Raw genomic sequence first — 15,520 nt, forward strand, 5'->3', positions numbered from 1 at the left:
TATTGTTTTCCTGTGCGCAGGTTAACCGGATTTGTGGAAAAATCCAGTCATTCCGATGACCCGGTATTTACAATTACCTGGTAAGCAAAAATACCGGGTAATTCCGGTGACCCGCCCGGGACCGTCCGGGCCCGGGAACACCCCCCCGAAGGCGCCATGAGAGCGCCCTTGACGGGCCCGGCTTTGCGACTCAAGCTTCGCGGCGACATCCCGTCCGGCCCGCGCCCCGGGCCGCTGCGATCCCGAGGAGACGCGACGTGCACAGATCCCTTTCCCTGCTTTCGCTGCTGGCCCTCCTTGCGGCGGGGGCTACCGCGCCTGCCCGGGCGGGCGAGACGCTCGACGCGGTGCGGCTGCGTGGCGAGGTGGTCTGCGGCGTCTCGGGCCAGGCGATCGGCTTTTCCCAGACCGCGCCGGACGGCACGCGCAGCGGGCTCGACGTGGACATGTGCCGCGCCGTGGCGGCGGCGGTGTTCGGCGATGCCGATCAGGTGGAGTTCGTCGAGCTGTCCAATGCCGACCGGTTCGACGCGCTGCGCTACGGCGAGGTCGACGTGCTGATCCGCAACACGACCTGGACCTATGCGCGCGACACCACGCTGGAGCTGACCTTCACCGGGATCAGCTATTACGACGGGCAAGGCTTCCTGGTGCATTCCGATGCCGGGATCCGCACGCTGGAGGACCTGGACGGCAAGCGGATCTGCTACAAGACCGCCACCACCCATGCGCTGAACCTCGAGACGATCTTCGCCGCGCGCGATCTCGCCTTCGAGCCGATGCCCATGGACGAGACCGATCTCGCCGTGCTGATGTTCCAGAACCGGCGCTGCGACGCGCTCAGCTCGGACCAGTCCGAGCTCTTCGGCATCCGCAGCGCGCTGGCCGCGCCCGACACCGCCTACGTGATGCCGCTGCTGATCTCGAAGGAGCCGCTGGGCCCCTCGGTGCGGCAGGACGATCCCGAATGGGCCAATATCGTCGAATGGACCCTGTTCGCCATGATCAATGCCGAGGAGCTGGGCGTCACCCGTGCCAACCTGGCCGAGATGCAGAGCAGCCCCGACCCGGCGGTGCAGCTGCTGCTGAACGGCGCCGAGAGCGAGGCCGGCACATTGGGGCTGGCCGCGGGCTGGCCGGCGCAGGTGATCGCGCAGGTGGGCAATTACGGCGAGGTCTTCGACCGCAACCTGGGCGCGGAATCGCCCATCGGCATCAAGCGCGGGCTGAACGCGCTGTGGACCGAGGGCGGGCTGATGTACGCGCCACCCTTCCGCTAGGGCAGGGGCCGGGGGCCCGCTCCCCCCTCCGGATCCGCCCCGAGACCCGGAATGCCGGTCAAATGGCCGGTTTCGCTCCGCATTTCCGCCCCATTCGCGCGGAACAACAGGGACATTCCCGCGCAAGCGGCCAGCACCTTGTTGAAATTTTCGGAGCGGACACGTGAACAAGCAACTCAGGAAAGATGAGACCTTCTCCTCGAAAGAGGCCGAGGATGCGATCGGCGAGGACCTGCTGGAGCAGGTCGTGGGCGGCCGCGGCCGCGGGTACTCGGTGGCCTCGCGTGACCGCAAGCGGCGCGATACCAGCCATGCGACCGCCGCCGCGGTGGCGCCCGAGCCGGAGGCCGAACCGGAGCGCGTCTTTCACGGCCGGCCGGGCTTCAGCGAGAGCATGCAGGCCCTGGAAGAGGCGCGGGACCGGGCCCAGGCCGAGGCGCAGGCCCAGATGCCGCCGCAGCACGCCCAGCACATGGCGGCCATGGCCTCCCAGTTCGAGGCGCACCAGGCTGACGCGGCCAGCCTGCCGAACCACGTGGCCGAGGCCGAGGCCCGCCTGGCCGCCGAGGGCCCGGCCACGGCGCCGAGCTCCGAGGGCGGGCAGGAGAGCACGGAATTCACCGTGCTGGACCAGGGCATCGACGAGAGCACCTCGTTCACCGCCGAGGCCGACAACATCAAATCCGAATACGCCGCGGGCGTCGAGACCGCGCTGCGGCTGGACAGCTCGGGCGCGGCGATCGGCTTCGGCCTGTCCGCCTCGATCGCCACGGAAATGGCCGTCGGCAGCGGCGTCACCGTCAGCGCGACCACCGAAACGGCGCTGAGCGCCGGCGCCGAGATCATGATCGACAACGGGATCGGCGCCGAGCTGGCCGCCGAGGCTTCGGCCGCGGTGGCCTGGGAAGTGTCCCGCCAGACCGATCTGGGCAATGGCGCCAGCCTCGACTCCAGCGGCGGCGTCGAGGCCTTCATGGGCGCCAAGGGCGAGGCCGAGGGCTATGTCGGCGACAAGGGGGCCAAGTTCGGCTTCGACGGCACCGCGGGGGCGGAATACACCGCCGAGACCAAGCAGACGCTCGAGGCCAGCCAGCTGACCGCCACCGGCGAGGCCTCGGTCTCGTCCTCGGGCACCGTCGGCATGGCCATGTCGGCCGAGGCCACCTATGAGGACGGCGCCCTGACCCTGGGCGCCGGCGGCGGTGTCGATGCGCTGCTCGCCGGCGCCGCCCTGGGCGGCTCGGTCAGCATCCAGTTCGAGGACAAGTACGGCACCGTCGGCTCGGCCGAGGAGATCCGTGCGGTCCAGTCGCAGCTGGCGCATTTCGACAGCGCCGCAGATCTCGACGAGGATCTCACCGAGACCTGGCGCGAGGAGCTGCGCGATCAGGCGAAATTCGCGCAGCACGCGGCCGACCGGGCAACCGAGGAGGTCGAACGCGTCGCCGAGCCCCTGGTCGCCTTCGACACGGCCGTCACCGGGACGATCGACGACCTCGCCACGCGCGAGGCGGCCCTGGCCGAGACGCAGGGCACGGTGGACGAGACCCGCGCTGAACTGCGCGCGGAATTCGACAGCGACGCGGAGTTCCAGCAGGCGCTGGAGGACATGCGCGCCATGGAGTCCGACAGGATCGTCGAGGCGCAGTCCGAAGTGCTGCGCGGTAATCCCGATGCGAGCTTCGGCGACATCGCGCGGGCCGCGGATGTCGCCCCGTCCCCCGAGATGGAACGCCATTTCGCCATGCTGGAGGTCGACGCGCCGGAGCCGCCCTCGGACGCGGCCAATGATCGCCTGCGCGCCATGTACGACGCCGATCGCGAACAGTTCGAAGAGCTGGCCGAATTCGTCCAGCAGGAAGCACGCGCCGAGGCCGAGGCCACCCGGCTGAGCTTCGACAAGGCGATGTTCACCGAGTACATGGGGCAGGACGGCATCGCCACGTTCAAGGAGACCGAGACCGCCAAGGTCGATCTCGCCCTGTCCACGCAGGCGGCCTATGCCAATATCGCCCACGAGCTCGAGACCCGCGCCGCGGTGGCCGAGCAGACCAGCTATGCGGCGGCTGTGGTCACCGCCAACAACATGGTGGCGGCGGCCGACCAGAACGTCGCCGATGCCAGCCAGGGGCTGGTCTCGGCACAGGAGCGGCTGGCCGCGGCGCAGCAGGCGGTCGAGGAGGCCGGGCGCGGCGGGCACAAGGGGCCCTCGCTGGCCACGCCGGAAGACAAGGCCGAGCTGGCCGCGGCACAGGGCGCCGTCGATCATGCGCAGAAGGCGCTCGGCCAGGCGATGATGGACCAGCAGGCGCTCTATGCCCGCGCCGACATGCTGCATCCCGACCGCTCCATGGCCGCCGTCGAGAAGATGGGCGATGCGCTGCACGAGACCGCGATGGCCAACCTGGAGAGCTTCGAGGAAGCCCATGACGGGGCCGAGCTGACCCGGATGGAGCGCGACGAGCAGCGCATCCGCGAGGACATGGTCGAGTTCACCGACCGGCTTTCGGACGCGTCCAACGGGCTGGGCGACAAGCTGTCGGCCGAGGCCGCCGAGTTCAAGGAGAAGGGCGAGGTGCTCAAGGCGCAGCTGGCCCTGCTGAGCGCCATGGAACTCAAGGAGCGCGGCGTGCTGGGCTATGCCGAGGAATATTACAACGAGGCCGAGTCGGTGCTGGGCGAAGGCGTGACCGAGATGGCGCGCGCCGGCGACGTCGCGATCGAGGAAGTGGGCAACGCGGCGACCACCGCGGGCAATGCCGTGGTCGATGCCGCCACCACCGCCGGCAACGCGGTGGCCGATGCGGCCACCACCGCGGGCAATGCGATCGCCGACACCGCCACCACAGCGGGCAACGCGATCGCCGACACGGCCAGCGATGCCTGGGACGGGATCACCGGCGGCTGGTGGTGATACGGCCCGGACCGCACCCCTGACCCTGCAGGACGGCGGCCCCCGGGCCGCCGTCTTTCTATTGGCGCCCCTGCGTCAACATTTGCCCACATTCCCCGCCGATGTTCACCCCACAGGGACAATGATTTCCGGGGCTTGAGCCATGTCAGACCACCAGGCCGAAGGCCATGCACGCGAGCTGTTCCGACAATCCGCGCTGGACCGGGCGGGCGGGGCCGGGATCGACACGGTCGATCTGGGCGTGCACGTGGTCAAGGCGCCGCAATGGCTGATGCTGGCCGCCGCGCTGGCCGTGGCCTGCGCCGCGGTGGGGCTCAGCCTGCGCCTGCCGGTGCCCTCCAAGGTGGATGCCCAGGGCATCCTGATCACCGCGCAGGGGCTCAAGGATATCGAGAGCACCACCTCAGGCCGGGTCGGCATGGTCTTCGTGGCGCCGGGCGATTTCGTGCGACGCGGCCAGAAGGTGGCGCAGATCGAGCAGCCCGACCTCGACCAGCAGCTCGACCAGGCGCAGGCCAGGCTGGCCAACCTGCGCAACCGCCACAAGCGCATCGCCGGCTTCCACGCCCGGATGCGCGCCGACCATGACCGCCAGATGGCGCAGCGCCGCGCCGAGCTGGAGAACATGATCGCCTATGACGAGCAGCACGTGGCCTGGCTGCGCGACAGCCTCGATGGCTACGAGACGCTGGCCGCGCGCGGGCTGACCGCGAACTCGGTTCTGATGGATGCGCGCATGAAGCTGACCGAGGCCGAGGAGGCGCTGCTGCGCGACCGCAACGCCCTGTCGGCGCTGGAATACGAGAACACCACCCGCCAGATCGAGCAGGAGCGCGAGATCCTGTCGCTGGAGGTCGCCATCGAGGAGGCCCGCCGCGAGGTCTCGGCCCTGCGCGAGCGGCGCCAGCGCCTGGCCTACCTGGAAAGCGCCCATGACGGGGTGGTGGTCGAGCAGAAGCTGAACATGGGCGAGCTGGTCGATCCCGGCACCTCGGTGCTGTCGATCCTGCCCGGGGTCAGCCAGGCCGACGTGGCCGGTGGCCAGGCCCGGATCCCGCTGGTCGCCACGCTCTACATCTCCTCCTCCGAGGGCAAGCGCGTGCAGCCCGGCATGCCGGTGCAGATCGTCCCCTCGACCGTCAAGCGCGAGGAATACGGCTTCATCCATGGCGAGATCACCGAGGTGGCCACCGTGGCCTCCACCCAGGAGGGCATGATGCGCAACCTCAAGAACCAGCAACTGGTGCAGGAGCTGTCGGCCAACGGCGCGCCCTTCGCTGCCACCGCCATGCTCGAGATGGCGCCCGAGACGGTCTCGGGCTATCGCTGGTCTTCCTCCGAGGGGCCCGACCAGGAGATCGGGCCGGGCAGCATGGCGCGGGCCGAGATCATCGTGAAGGAGCAGCGCCTGATCGCGCTGGTCATGCCGGCGCTGCGCCGCCTGCTGGGGGATTTCGCGTCATGAGCGGGGCGGCGGCCTTCGCCACCCTGCCGCGGCGCGCGCCCCGGCAGCGGGTGCCCACGATCATGCAGCAGGAAAGCGCCGAATGCGGCGCGGCCTGCCTGGCCATGGTGCTGGCCCGGTTCGGCCGCTGGGTCAGCCTCGAGGCGCTGCGCAAGGCCTGCCAGGTGTCGCGCGACGGCACCAACTCGGCCAATCTGCTGCGCGCCGCGCGCGGCTTCGGGCTCGAGGCGCAGGGGCTGCGGCGCGACATCGACGCGCTGCCCGGCGCCGGGGGGCCGCTGATCCTGTTCTGGAACTTCAACCATTTCGTGGTGCTCGAACGGATCACCCGCTCGGGCGCCTGGATCAACGATCCCGCCACCGGCCCGCGCTTCGTCACCCCCGAGGAGTTCGACCGCAGCTATACCGGCGTGGCGCTGGCCTTCCGGCCCGGCCCCGAATTCCGCCGCGGCGGCCACCGGCCCAGCCTGGCGGGCATCGTGCTGGAGACGCTGGGCGAGGCGCGCATCGGGCTGGTCTATGCCGTGATCGCCGGGGTGGCGCTGCTGGTGCCGGGGCTGGCGGTGATGGGCAGCTACCGGATCTTCACCGACGACATCCTGATCGGCGGCGAGCTGCGCTGGCTGATGCCGCTGCTGGTCGGGCTGTTGGCGGCCGGTGCGCTGACCGCGTTGCTGACCTATGCCCAGAAGACCGTGCTGGCCCGGATGGAGACCGCGCTCGCGGCCTCGACCTCGCTGCGCTACCTGTGGACGGTGATGCGCCTGCCGCTGGATTTCTTCGCGCAGCGCTATTCCGGCGACGTCACCAACCGCATCACCCAGGCCGAGCAGATGTCGGGCGTGGTCTCCAGCGGGCTGGCGGTGGCGCTGGTCGGCATCGTGCCGGTGCTGGGTTACGGCACCGCGCTGCTGCTGATCGACCCGATCCTGGCGGCGATCACCTTCGGCGCCGCCACGCTGGCCGTGGCGCTGCTGGTGTTTTCCGCGCGCGGGCTGGAGGATGCCAACCGGCGCGCCCAGAATGACGAGGCGCGGCTGCAGGGCATGACCCTGCAAGGCCTGTCCATGCGCGACGATTTCCGCGCCTCGGGCAGCGAGGGGCTGTTCCATGCCCGCTGGCAGGCGGCGCAGGCCCGGGTGCTGGTCTCGGAACAGGTCACCGAACGCGCCAATCTCTGGGTCGGCGAGGCGGCCGGGCTGATCCTGGCGGTGGCCGGGATCGGCGTGCTGGTGGTCGGCGGGCTGCAGATCATGGAGGGCGCGCTGTCGATCGGCCTGCTGATCTCGGCCCGGGCGCTGATGTCGAGCTTCTCCAGCCCCTTCGTCGGGCTGGTCGATGCCGGGGCGCAGCTGCAATCGGTGCGCGGCGTCTCGGAACGGCTGGCCGACGCGATGAACCACGACACGGCCCGCGCGCCCGCGCCGGAGGCGGAAGACCGGGCCGGGGAGACGGCCGCACCGCTCGACCCGGCGCTGCCGCTGGTGGCGCGGGACGTGACCTTCCGCTACGGCGCCGGCGGCCCGCCGGCGGTGGACGGGGTCAGCCTGGCGCTGGCCGAAAGCCGGCGCATCGCGCTGGTCGGCGGCAGCGGCAGCGGCAAGTCCAGCCTCGGCCGGCTGCTGGTCGGGCTGGCCACGCCCGAGGCGGGCCGGATCGAGCTCTACGGCCAACCGGTCGGCCCGGCGGTGCGGCGCAGCGGCCAGCTGGCCTATGTCAGCCAGACCGTCGACCTGTTCGGCGACACGGTGCAGGACAACATCACGCTCTGGGACGACACCATGCCCGAGGAGCAGATCATCGCCGCGGCGCAGGATGCCTGCATCCACGACGTGATCACCGCGCGCGCCGGCGGCTACCTGGCGCGGCTGTCGGAGAATGGCGGCAATCTCAGCGGCGGCGAGCGCCAGCGGCTGGGCATCGCCCGCGCGCTGGTCGGCAACCCGCGCGTGCTGGTGCTGGACGAGGCGACCAGCGCGCTGGACCCCGAAACCGAGATGCGGGTGCTGGAGGCGCTGCGCCGGCGCGGCTGCGCCACGGTGATGATCTCGCACCGGCTGTCGAGCATCGCCAGCTGCGACGAGATCCACGTGATGGACCAGGGCCGCATCGTCGAGAGCGGCAGCCACCGCGCGCTGATGCGGCGCGGCGGGCTCTACGCATCCATGCTGGAGGGCTGAGATGGACCACGCGGCGATCCGGACCGGCCTGGCCACGCTGCTGCCCGGCGACAGCCATGCCCCGCAGGGCGACAAGAGCGCGGCGATCCTGGAATCGGGCACCTGCGATGTCTACGCGGTGATCGACGGGCGGCGGATCTTCCTGCACCCGGTCGGCCCCGGGGCGCTGGTGGTGGCGCCGCTCAGGGGCGAGGCCCGGATCGAGCTGGTGGCCCGCGACCCCGCGGTGCTGCGCCGGATCATGCTGGCCGAGGCGGTGCGCCCGACCAGCTGGGCCGCCCCGGTCGAGGCCTGGTGCGCGGCGCTGTCGGACGGGCTGGCCCGGCTGGCCCAGCAGCGCCCGGCCCTGGCCCCGATGCATCCCGGCACCCCGGTCACCAGCGAGCCCGACCTGGCGCTGACCGCCGCGCATGGCACGGTCTGGCTGCCCACGCGCGACCTGCAGGGCCTGTGCTTCATGGGGCTGCGGCCGATGTCGGGGCCGGGCTTCCTGCCGGTCACCCATCGCAGCTGGGTAGGCATGGATCCCGACCAGGCGGTGACGCCGCTCTCGACCGACGAGGTCTTCGCCCGCGCGCCGGTGGGCGGGTTCGGCTGGCTGGCGCTGCCGCAGGCCTTCACCGCGCTGGTGCTGGACACCGTGGCGCGGCTCATGGCACGCGAGGTCGAGGCGGCGGAGGCGCGGCTGGCGCGCCGCGAGGAGAAGGTCGCCTCCGAACTGGCGCAGGGGGTGGACCGGTTCCGCCGCATCCTGACCGACAATGTCTCGCTGCCGCCGCAGGCCGATGATTGCGGCTTTGCCTGGCAGCTGCTGGCACAGGACAAGCCCGACGCCAACGTGCTGAAACAGGGCATCGAGGATTTCGACCGCTTCTGCGAGCTGCATGACGCGCGCACCCGGACGATCCCGCTGGCCCCGGGCTGGTGGCGCCGCGACACCGGGCCCATGGTGGTCCGCCTGCGCGAGGGCGGCCGGCTGGGCGTGGTGCGCCCCGACGCGATGGGGCGCTACCGGCTGCACCTGCGCGGCGCGCGGCCGCGCCGGGTCACCGCCCGGCTGGCCGCCACGCTGGAGGACGAGGCGCGCATCGTCGCGCTGCCGCTGGCCAACCGACCGATCGCGCTGCGCGAGCTGATGATCGGCGCCTTCGCCATGTGCCGGATGGATCTCGCCACGCTGGTCGTGGCCTCCTTCGCCGCGGCCGGGCTGGCGCTGCTGCTGCCGCTGGCCACCGGGGTGCTGGTTTCGACCTACATCCCCGCGGGCCAGCAGGGCCCGGCGATCCTGATCGGGCTGGGGCTGGTGGTGGCGCAGGTCGCCACGACGCTGATGGGCGCGGCCTCGGGGCTGGTGCGGCTGCGCATGGACGGGCGCGTGGCCGAACGGCTGAATGCCGGCATGATGGACCGCATGATGCGCCTGCCGGTGAGGCTCACCCGTTCGATGAGCGCGCCCGACCTGGCGCTGCGGCTGGGCTCGGTGGACGGCATCCGCCGCACCATCATGGGCGCGGTGCTGGATTTCGTGATCTCGGGCGCCTCGGGGCTGGCCGGGATCGGGCTGCTGCTGTGGTACAGCCCGCTGGCCGGGACGCTGGCGCTGGGTCTGATGATCCTCGCGCTGGCCGCCGGGGTGCTGACCGGCTTCCGGCAGGAGCGCGCCATCCTCGAGGGCGAGAAGATGACCGCCAACGTGATCTCCTTCACCCAGGAGATGATCGCCAATATCGCCACGCTGCGCGCCGCCGGCGCCGAGGAGCGCGCCTTTGCCCGCTGGTCGGCCAGCGCCGCCGAGATGCGCGCCCGCGGCTTCCGCGCGCGCCAGATCGGCAACCTGTTCGAGGGGTTCCTGGCCGGGTTCCAGGTGCTGGCCGTGGCCGCGGTCTTCGCGGTGATCGGCTTCTCGCTGGGGCTCGATGCCGAGCTGTCCACCGGCGGGTTCATCATCTTCGTGACCACCTTCCAGGGTTTCCTGATGGCCGCGATGATGCTGGCGCGCAGCGCCAACCGGCTGATCATGGTGCGCCCGCAGCTGAAACGCGCACGCCCGCTGCTCGAGAACGCCCCCGAGAGCCCGCCGCATACCAAGGATCCCGGCGAGCTGAGCGGCGCGGTCGAGGTCTCCAACGTCACCTTCCAGCATGACGACCAGCGCCAGGTGCTGCGCGCGGTCTCGTTCCGGGTCAACCCGGGCTCCTTCGTGGCGCTGGTCGGCCCCTCGGGCAGCGGCAAGTCCACGCTGCTCAGCCTGATGGTGGGGTTCGACCGGCCGACCGGCGGAGCGGTGCTGTTCGACGACAAGGACCTGGGCGGGCTCGACCTGGCGCAGCTGCGCCGCCAGATCGGCTTCGTCCGGCAGGGCGGCAAGCTTTTCGCCGGCACGCTGAAGGAGAACATCCAGGGCGTGCATGCCGCCGATGACCGCGCCATCTGGAAGGCGGCCGAGCTGGCCGGCATCGCCGACGAGATCCGCGCCATGCCGATGGGGCTGCAGACCGTGGTCACCGAGGGCGACAGCGCCTTCTCGGGCGGGCAGGTGCAGCGCATCCTGCTGGCCCGCGCGATCCTCGGCCGGCCCAAGATCCTGCTGCTGGACGAGGCGACCAGCGCGCTCGACACCCGGCTGCAGGCCGAGGTCTCGCGCAATATCGAGGCGCTCGGCGCCACCCGGATCGTGGTGGCACACCGGCTCGAGACGGTGCGCAATGCCGACCTGGTCCTGTTCCTGCAGGAGGGCAGCATTGTCGAGAGCGGCACCTATGACGCGCTGATCGCGCGGGGCGGCGCCTTTGCCGCCCATGCCCGCCAGCAGCAGGGCCCGGCCTGAGCCGGGGCAGGGGGACGGGACCAGGGCAGGGGGCGGGCAGCGCGCCCGGGCGGGCTACTCGATCCAGCCCCGGATGCGCTCGCCATTGGCGGCGATCCACGCCTCCAGCGCGGCGTCGATGCCGGTCTCGCGGGCGGCGACCATGATCTGCTCGATATCGGCCGTCTCCAGCGACATCCGTCCCAGCATCCGCGCCAGTTCGGGGGCGCGCTCGGCAAAGCCGGCATTGGCCCGGGCATGGATCGTCGAGGCCTCGGCATAGAGCCCCTGCGGATCCTCGAGATAGCGCATCCCGTAGAGGGCGAATTTCATGTGCGGCCGCCAGGCGGTGACCACGACCGGGGCCTGCCGGCGCTGCGCCAGGGCGATCTCGCGCACCATCTTCGGGCCGGTGCCCTCCTCCAGCGTGTAGTCGCCCAGCCCGTAGGCCGTCATCGCCTGCCGGGTGGTGGCCATCAGCCCGGCGCCGGGATCGATGCCCACGATGCGCCCGCCAAGCGCCTCGCGCACCTCCGGCTTTGCCAGGTCCTCGATCGAGGAGAGCATCCCCGGGTCGACCCAGTCCGGCACGGCCAGCCCGATCGTGCCCTCGTAGAGCGGGCCCAGATCGGCCAGCTCGGCGCCGTAGCGGCGCAGGTAGGGGGCGTGCAGCCCCGGCTCCCAGGACATCAGCATGACGTCGATATCGCCCGCCGCCAGCGTGCGGAACTGCGCCTCGATATCGGCCAGCGTCAGCTCCACGTCCTGACCCATCTGCGCGCGCAGCACGCGGGCGGCCAGTTTCGTCACCACCTCGGCATCCGACCAGGGCGTCCAGCCGATGATCACGTCGGGCCGGCCCAGCGACTGCGCCCGCGCGCCCGCGGGCAGCAGCGCCAGCGCGGCGGCGCCGCTCAGCAGGGTGCGGCGGTCGAGGGTGGAAAGGGTCGGGGCGGTCATTGGCTGAGTTCCTCGAAATCAAGGGCGGCGGGGTCGAAATCGGCCGCTTCGCCGCGCGTGGCGTCCAGCCCGGCGCGCAGCGCGTCGGGCGAGTTGGCATCGGTGTAGAAGACCCGGTCGGGATCCTTCAGGCTGTGCGCCCCGTCGATGCAGAAGCCGATCGTGTGGATCTCGATCATGTTGGCGGGATTGGCGAACACCCCCTCGACCACCGGGGCGGGGTTCTCGCCATCCGAGGCCTGCCCGTCGGTGATCACGATCATCCGGTAGGCGCCGGTGCCGCCCTGCAGCACGGCCTGCCGGGTCAGCTGTGCCTCGGCCAGGCGCATGGCGCTCAGCAGCGGCGTGTTGCTGTCGGCGCGCAGCGCCTCGATCCGCGCCACCAGCGCCTCGGCATGGGCCGCGCCCCGGCCCAGCGGGAAATCCAGCCGCGTGCCGTCGGCGCTGAAACTGACCAGCCCGACATTGTCGCCGGGATTGGCCGCGATCCAGCTCAGCAGCGCGGCCTTGGCGGCCTCGGCGCGATTGGGATGGTCGCCGGCGCAACCGCTCTCGCCCATGGAGCCGGACATGTCGAGCACGATCATGTTGTTCTCGGCAAAGGGATCGGCGGCCCGGGCCGGCTCATCGACCGCCTGCGCCGCCCCGGCCGGCGGCCAGGGCGCCATGCCCAGCCCCGAGACGTCGATATCGGGCACGTTGCGCTTGGGCGGGGCCTCCTCGAAACAGGCGGCCAGCGCGAGGCAGGCCAGGCAGGACAGGACGGGGCGGCGGGCAGGGATCCACATGGCGCCTCACCACTCGTTCAGGGGGGTGAAGACCTCGGCCTCGGATTCCATGCCGATCACCCGGAACAGCACCCGGCGCGACTCGCGCCATTCCTGCTCGGTCTTCGGCGGGCAGGGCAGGTTGTCGCAGAACCCGCCCAGCGGGTCCTCGATGCCGCGGCCGTTGATGGTGATCTGGCTGTCATCGACGGCCAGGCCCAGCTCGTCGGCGGTCGCCACCAGCGCGTCGCGCACCGCCAGCGCGCGCGCCGTCGAGGTGTTGCGCAGCGAGGCCAGCTCGCGCTTCTGGCGCGCCACCGGCCAATCCTGCTGGATCACCCCCTTGAGATAGCCCAGGTAGGAGGAATGCGCCTCGATGCTGAGCACCGCGCCGGCATAGACGCGCGACTTGTTCAGCGCCTCCTCGAAGGCGTCGCGGTAGTCGTCCACCGGGAAGCTGGCCTGGTTCGGCTCGAACAGGATGGTGACCGCGGCGATGGTGTTCTCGGCGATCTCGTCATTGCTCATGGCGCGGATCGCGGCCGAGGCGGCATCCTGGTCGAAACTGTCGGTCTGCACGCGCCGCTTGTCCCAGATGTCGTCGCCCAGGCTGGCATAGTCCAGCGGCGGATCGGCCAGCGGCACCGCCGCCGCGATCAGCCCGGTCTCGACCATGGCGGTCTGCCCGGCATTGACCACCGCGCGGTACGAGCGCGGCGCGGTCGGCGTGGCCCAGTCCACCTGCCCGGCCAGGCCCACCGTCTCGACCCCGCGCCACAGGCGCATCATCTCGTCCTCGCGGGACGCGTCGCCCAGCACCATCTCGGCGCTGCGCGCGAAATCCACCACCTGCTTCTTGGCATCCTCGCGGAACAGCTCCTCGGCCTTCAGCAGCGCCCGCACGGTGCCGCGCACGATCTCGGGATTGGCATCGAGATAGTCCTGCCGCACCACCAGCAGGTCGCCGATCACCCGGTTGGCCGAGGTCGTGGTCAGCACCTGCCGCGCCTCGGCGACCGAGCCCTCTGCCCCGGTGCCCACGCTGCCCGCGGTCAGCCGCTCGGCCACCGGGGCGGGCACCACGGTGAAGGGCAGGGCGGCGTCCTCGGCGAAACTGGCGGCGGGATCGTCGACCAGCCGGATCTCGGGCGTCTCGGCCACGTCCTGCGCCAGCTGCAGCGCCAGGTCCAGCCGCACCGCGTCGGTGGCGATGGCCGCGCCCGAGAGCGCCTGCACGCCGGTCTGGCCGCGCGCCACCACCGCGTCGGCGCCATTCGACCAGCCGTAGAAGAAGACCGGCACCATGCGGGTCTGGTCCTGCGCGCCGGTCTGGTCGGCCAGCAGGGTCATCTGGGCATGGGTGACACGCATGAAGGGCATGTCGCAGGCCAGGTAGGCGGGCAGCTGCGCGGCGTAGCTGTCGAAGCCGCGGGTCGTCAGGGCGATCTCCGCCCCGTCCTCGGTCCGGGCGACCCGGTCGAAGATGCTCGGCCCCAGCAGGTCATCCGTGGCATGCGCGACCAGCGCGTCATGGCCGGCGGGCACCAGCGGCAGCACGGGCGCGGCATCGGCCCGGCAGTCGCGCACCGGCATGTCCTGCGCGGCGGCCGGCAGGGCCAGCAGCGCGGCGAGGCACGCGCCGAGCCAGGAAGCGTGGGGGGCCGGGTGGGGCATGGAACGGGTCCTTTCCTTCGGTCATCGGGGCCGGGCGGGCGGCCCGGCGGTCAACGGGACCGCGCCAGCGTGCCCTCCAGCACGCTCAGCGCGACATCGGCCTCCTCGGCGGAGGCCATGATCAGGTCCTGCCGGGCACGCTCGGCCGCCTGCCGCGTATCCTCCAGCGCGGCGATCATGCGGGCGCGGGTCTGCTCGGTATCGACCACGCCGTCGCCGCGCTCGGCAAAGCGGCAATAGTCCAGGAAGGCGGCCTCGACCCGCGGCAGCGAGCGGCGCAGCAGGTCCTCGGCGCGGCGCGTGGTCTCGGGGTTCTGCAGCATGTCCTCGAACAGCGCCTCAAGCGCCGCGTCGAGCCCGTCCAGCGCGGCGCGCAGCGGCGGCGTGCGGCGCGCGCCGGCCGCCTGCATGCTGTGCAGCCGCGCCCGGGCCTCCTCGACCATACGCGCGGCGCGCAGCGCGCCGTGATGCGGGTCGATCCCGGCCCTCGCCAGCATCGCCTCGGCGCGGTTCTCCTCGCGCAGGAGCTGCGTCACCGACCAGCGCGCCAGCGCGAAGACGGCCAGCGCCAGCGCGATCGCCACACCGGCCTCGGCCTCGCGCGGCCAGGTGGCCAGGTTGAAGCGCAGGTAGACCGCCAGGCCGGCCGCCGCGCCCAGGGTCCCGGGCAGCAGGTGCCAGGCCGCCCCGGTCATGAGCCCGCCGCCGCCGAGAGCAGCCGGCGTTCCACCACGCGGATCTCGGCGCGCCGGGCGCTGGTGCCCGCCTGCGGCGGCACGCTGCCGCCGGCGCCCCGCGCCAGGATGCGCGCGCCCGGCAGGCCGGCGGCGCGCAGCGCCTCGGCCACCACCTCGGCGCGTTCGCGCGACAGGGTCAGGTTGGCCTCGGGATCGCCCTCGGGCCCGGTATGGCCGGTCACCAGAACCAGGGTCGCGGGCGCATCCAGCGCGGCATCCGCCACCGCCGCGATCGCCGCCCCGGCACTGTCGGACAGGCGCAGTCCGACCTCGAAACGCACCACGCGCGGTTCGGCCCCGCGGGCCTCGGGAAAGACCAGCCCGGTCGCCGAAGCGGCGATGAACAGCACGCTCGCCAGGAGCAGCGCGCCGCCGATCCTGCGGTTCCTCCGGATGGCCGAATTCGAAATCTGCAAAGCCAAAAGCCGCACCCGATACCTGTGCCCTCGGTCAGCCTAGAGCGACAGGCCCGCCATTTGAAGGCGCAAAACTGCCAGATCCTCCCCCTTGCAGACGGCCCGGGCCCGACAGGTCCGGGAGCGAGAGCGCTTAACACTATGGATCAGAGTGTTAAGCCCGCGCCCCCCCCGGCCCGCCCTGCGCCCCGCCCGCGGGGGCCGGCGGGGCTTCGCGGTTTCACGGTTTCCGGGTAGAGTGTTCGGATGGGCGAGATGCGGCTGCATGACCGGGCCGGGCACCGGCTCTATCTCAACGCCGCGGAACGCGCGGCCTTCCTG

10 protein-coding genes are annotated in these 15,520 nt (G+C 71.7%); 5 read left to right on the forward strand and 5 right to left on the reverse strand.

What is annotated here, in order from left to right:
- Positions 1–257: 257 nt before the first annotated feature.
- From AVJ23_RS21155 to AVJ23_RS21175, 5 genes are all read left to right on the forward strand, one after another.
- Positions 258–1,280: an amino acid ABC transporter substrate-binding protein gene (locus AVJ23_RS21155; protein ID WP_084794855.1), complete on the forward strand. Its 1,023-nt coding sequence runs from the start codon at positions 258–260 to the stop codon at positions 1,278–1,280.
- A gap of 163 nt (positions 1,281–1,443) precedes the next feature.
- The gene (locus tag AVJ23_RS21160; protein WP_058864229.1) at positions 1,444–4,194 is read left to right on the forward strand and encodes a hypothetical protein; all 2,751 of its coding nucleotides are present in this window, start codon (positions 1,444–1,446) and stop codon (positions 4,192–4,194) included.
- A 142-nt stretch (positions 4,195–4,336) separates the two neighbouring features.
- Complete coding sequence (locus AVJ23_RS21165) at positions 4,337–5,659, forward strand: NHLP bacteriocin system secretion protein (RefSeq protein WP_058864230.1); 1,323 nt, start codon at positions 4,337–4,339, stop codon at positions 5,657–5,659.
- Positions 5,656–7,839 carry a cysteine peptidase family C39 domain-containing protein gene (locus AVJ23_RS21170; protein WP_058864231.1) on the forward strand — a complete coding sequence of 728 codons (2,184 nt, stop codon included), beginning with the start codon at positions 5,656–5,658 and terminating at the stop codon, positions 7,837–7,839. Before AVJ23_RS21165 ends, AVJ23_RS21170 begins: the two co-directional genes overlap by 4 nt.
- Position 7,840: 1 nt before the next feature.
- Complete coding sequence (locus AVJ23_RS21175) at positions 7,841–10,666, forward strand: ATP-binding cassette domain-containing protein (protein ID WP_058864232.1); 2,826 nt, start codon at positions 7,841–7,843, stop codon at positions 10,664–10,666.
- Positions 10,667–10,720: 54 nt separating this feature from the next.
- Here the strand turns inward: AVJ23_RS21175 and AVJ23_RS21180 are convergent, their stop codons facing one another.
- The 5 genes from AVJ23_RS21180 to AVJ23_RS21200 are packed head-to-tail and all read right to left on the reverse strand — an operon-like array spanning position 10,721 to position 15,133.
- Complete coding sequence (locus tag AVJ23_RS21180; protein ID WP_058864233.1) at positions 10,721–11,605, reverse strand: glycine betaine ABC transporter substrate-binding protein; 885 nt, start codon at positions 11,603–11,605, stop codon at positions 10,721–10,723.
- Positions 11,602–12,393, reverse strand: coding sequence for a vWA domain-containing protein (locus tag AVJ23_RS21185; RefSeq protein ID WP_058864234.1), 792 nt, complete (start codon positions 12,391–12,393; stop codon positions 11,602–11,604). Before AVJ23_RS21185 ends, AVJ23_RS21180 begins: the two co-directional genes overlap by 4 nt.
- Before the next feature lie 6 nt (positions 12,394–12,399).
- Complete coding sequence (locus AVJ23_RS21190) at positions 12,400–14,046, reverse strand: hypothetical protein (RefSeq protein WP_058864235.1); 1,647 nt, start codon at positions 14,044–14,046, stop codon at positions 12,400–12,402.
- A gap of 50 nt (positions 14,047–14,096) precedes the next feature.
- Entirely contained in the window at positions 14,097–14,741 is a 645-nt protein-coding gene (locus tag AVJ23_RS21195; RefSeq protein WP_058864236.1) for a hypothetical protein, read from the reverse strand.
- Positions 14,738–15,133 (reverse strand): OmpA family protein, encoded by a 396-nt coding sequence (locus tag AVJ23_RS21200; protein WP_058864237.1) that lies wholly within the window; start codon positions 15,131–15,133, stop codon positions 14,738–14,740. Before AVJ23_RS21200 ends, AVJ23_RS21195 begins: the two co-directional genes overlap by 4 nt.
- Positions 15,134–15,520: the final 387 nt, after the last annotated feature.

This window comes from Pseudoponticoccus marisrubri (assembly GCF_001482405.1).
Taxonomy (GTDB): Bacteria; Pseudomonadota; Alphaproteobacteria; order Rhodobacterales; family Rhodobacteraceae; genus Pseudoponticoccus; species Pseudoponticoccus marisrubri.

Excerpts from the sequence above, each read along its gene's own strand:
- AVJ23_RS21190 (WP_058864235.1), bottom strand. The coding sequence starts at position 14,046 with ATGCCCCACCCGGCCCCCCACGCTTCCTGGCTCGGCGCGTGCCTCGCC.
- AVJ23_RS21170 (WP_058864231.1), top strand. The coding sequence starts at position 5,656 with ATGAGCGGGGCGGCGGCCTTCGCCACCCTGCCGCGGCGCGCGCCCCGG.
- AVJ23_RS21195 (WP_058864236.1), bottom strand. The coding sequence starts at position 14,741 with ATGACCGGGGCGGCCTGGCACCTGCTGCCCGGGACCCTGGGCGCGGCG.
- AVJ23_RS21185 (WP_058864234.1), bottom strand. The coding sequence starts at position 12,393 with ATGTGGATCCCTGCCCGCCGCCCCGTCCTGTCCTGCCTGGCCTGCCTC.
- AVJ23_RS21165 (WP_058864230.1), top strand. The coding sequence starts at position 4,337 with ATGTCAGACCACCAGGCCGAAGGCCATGCACGCGAGCTGTTCCGACAA.
- AVJ23_RS21180 (WP_058864233.1), bottom strand. The coding sequence starts at position 11,605 with ATGACCGCCCCGACCCTTTCCACCCTCGACCGCCGCACCCTGCTGAGC.
- AVJ23_RS21175 (WP_058864232.1), top strand. The coding sequence starts at position 7,841 with ATGGACCACGCGGCGATCCGGACCGGCCTGGCCACGCTGCTGCCCGGC.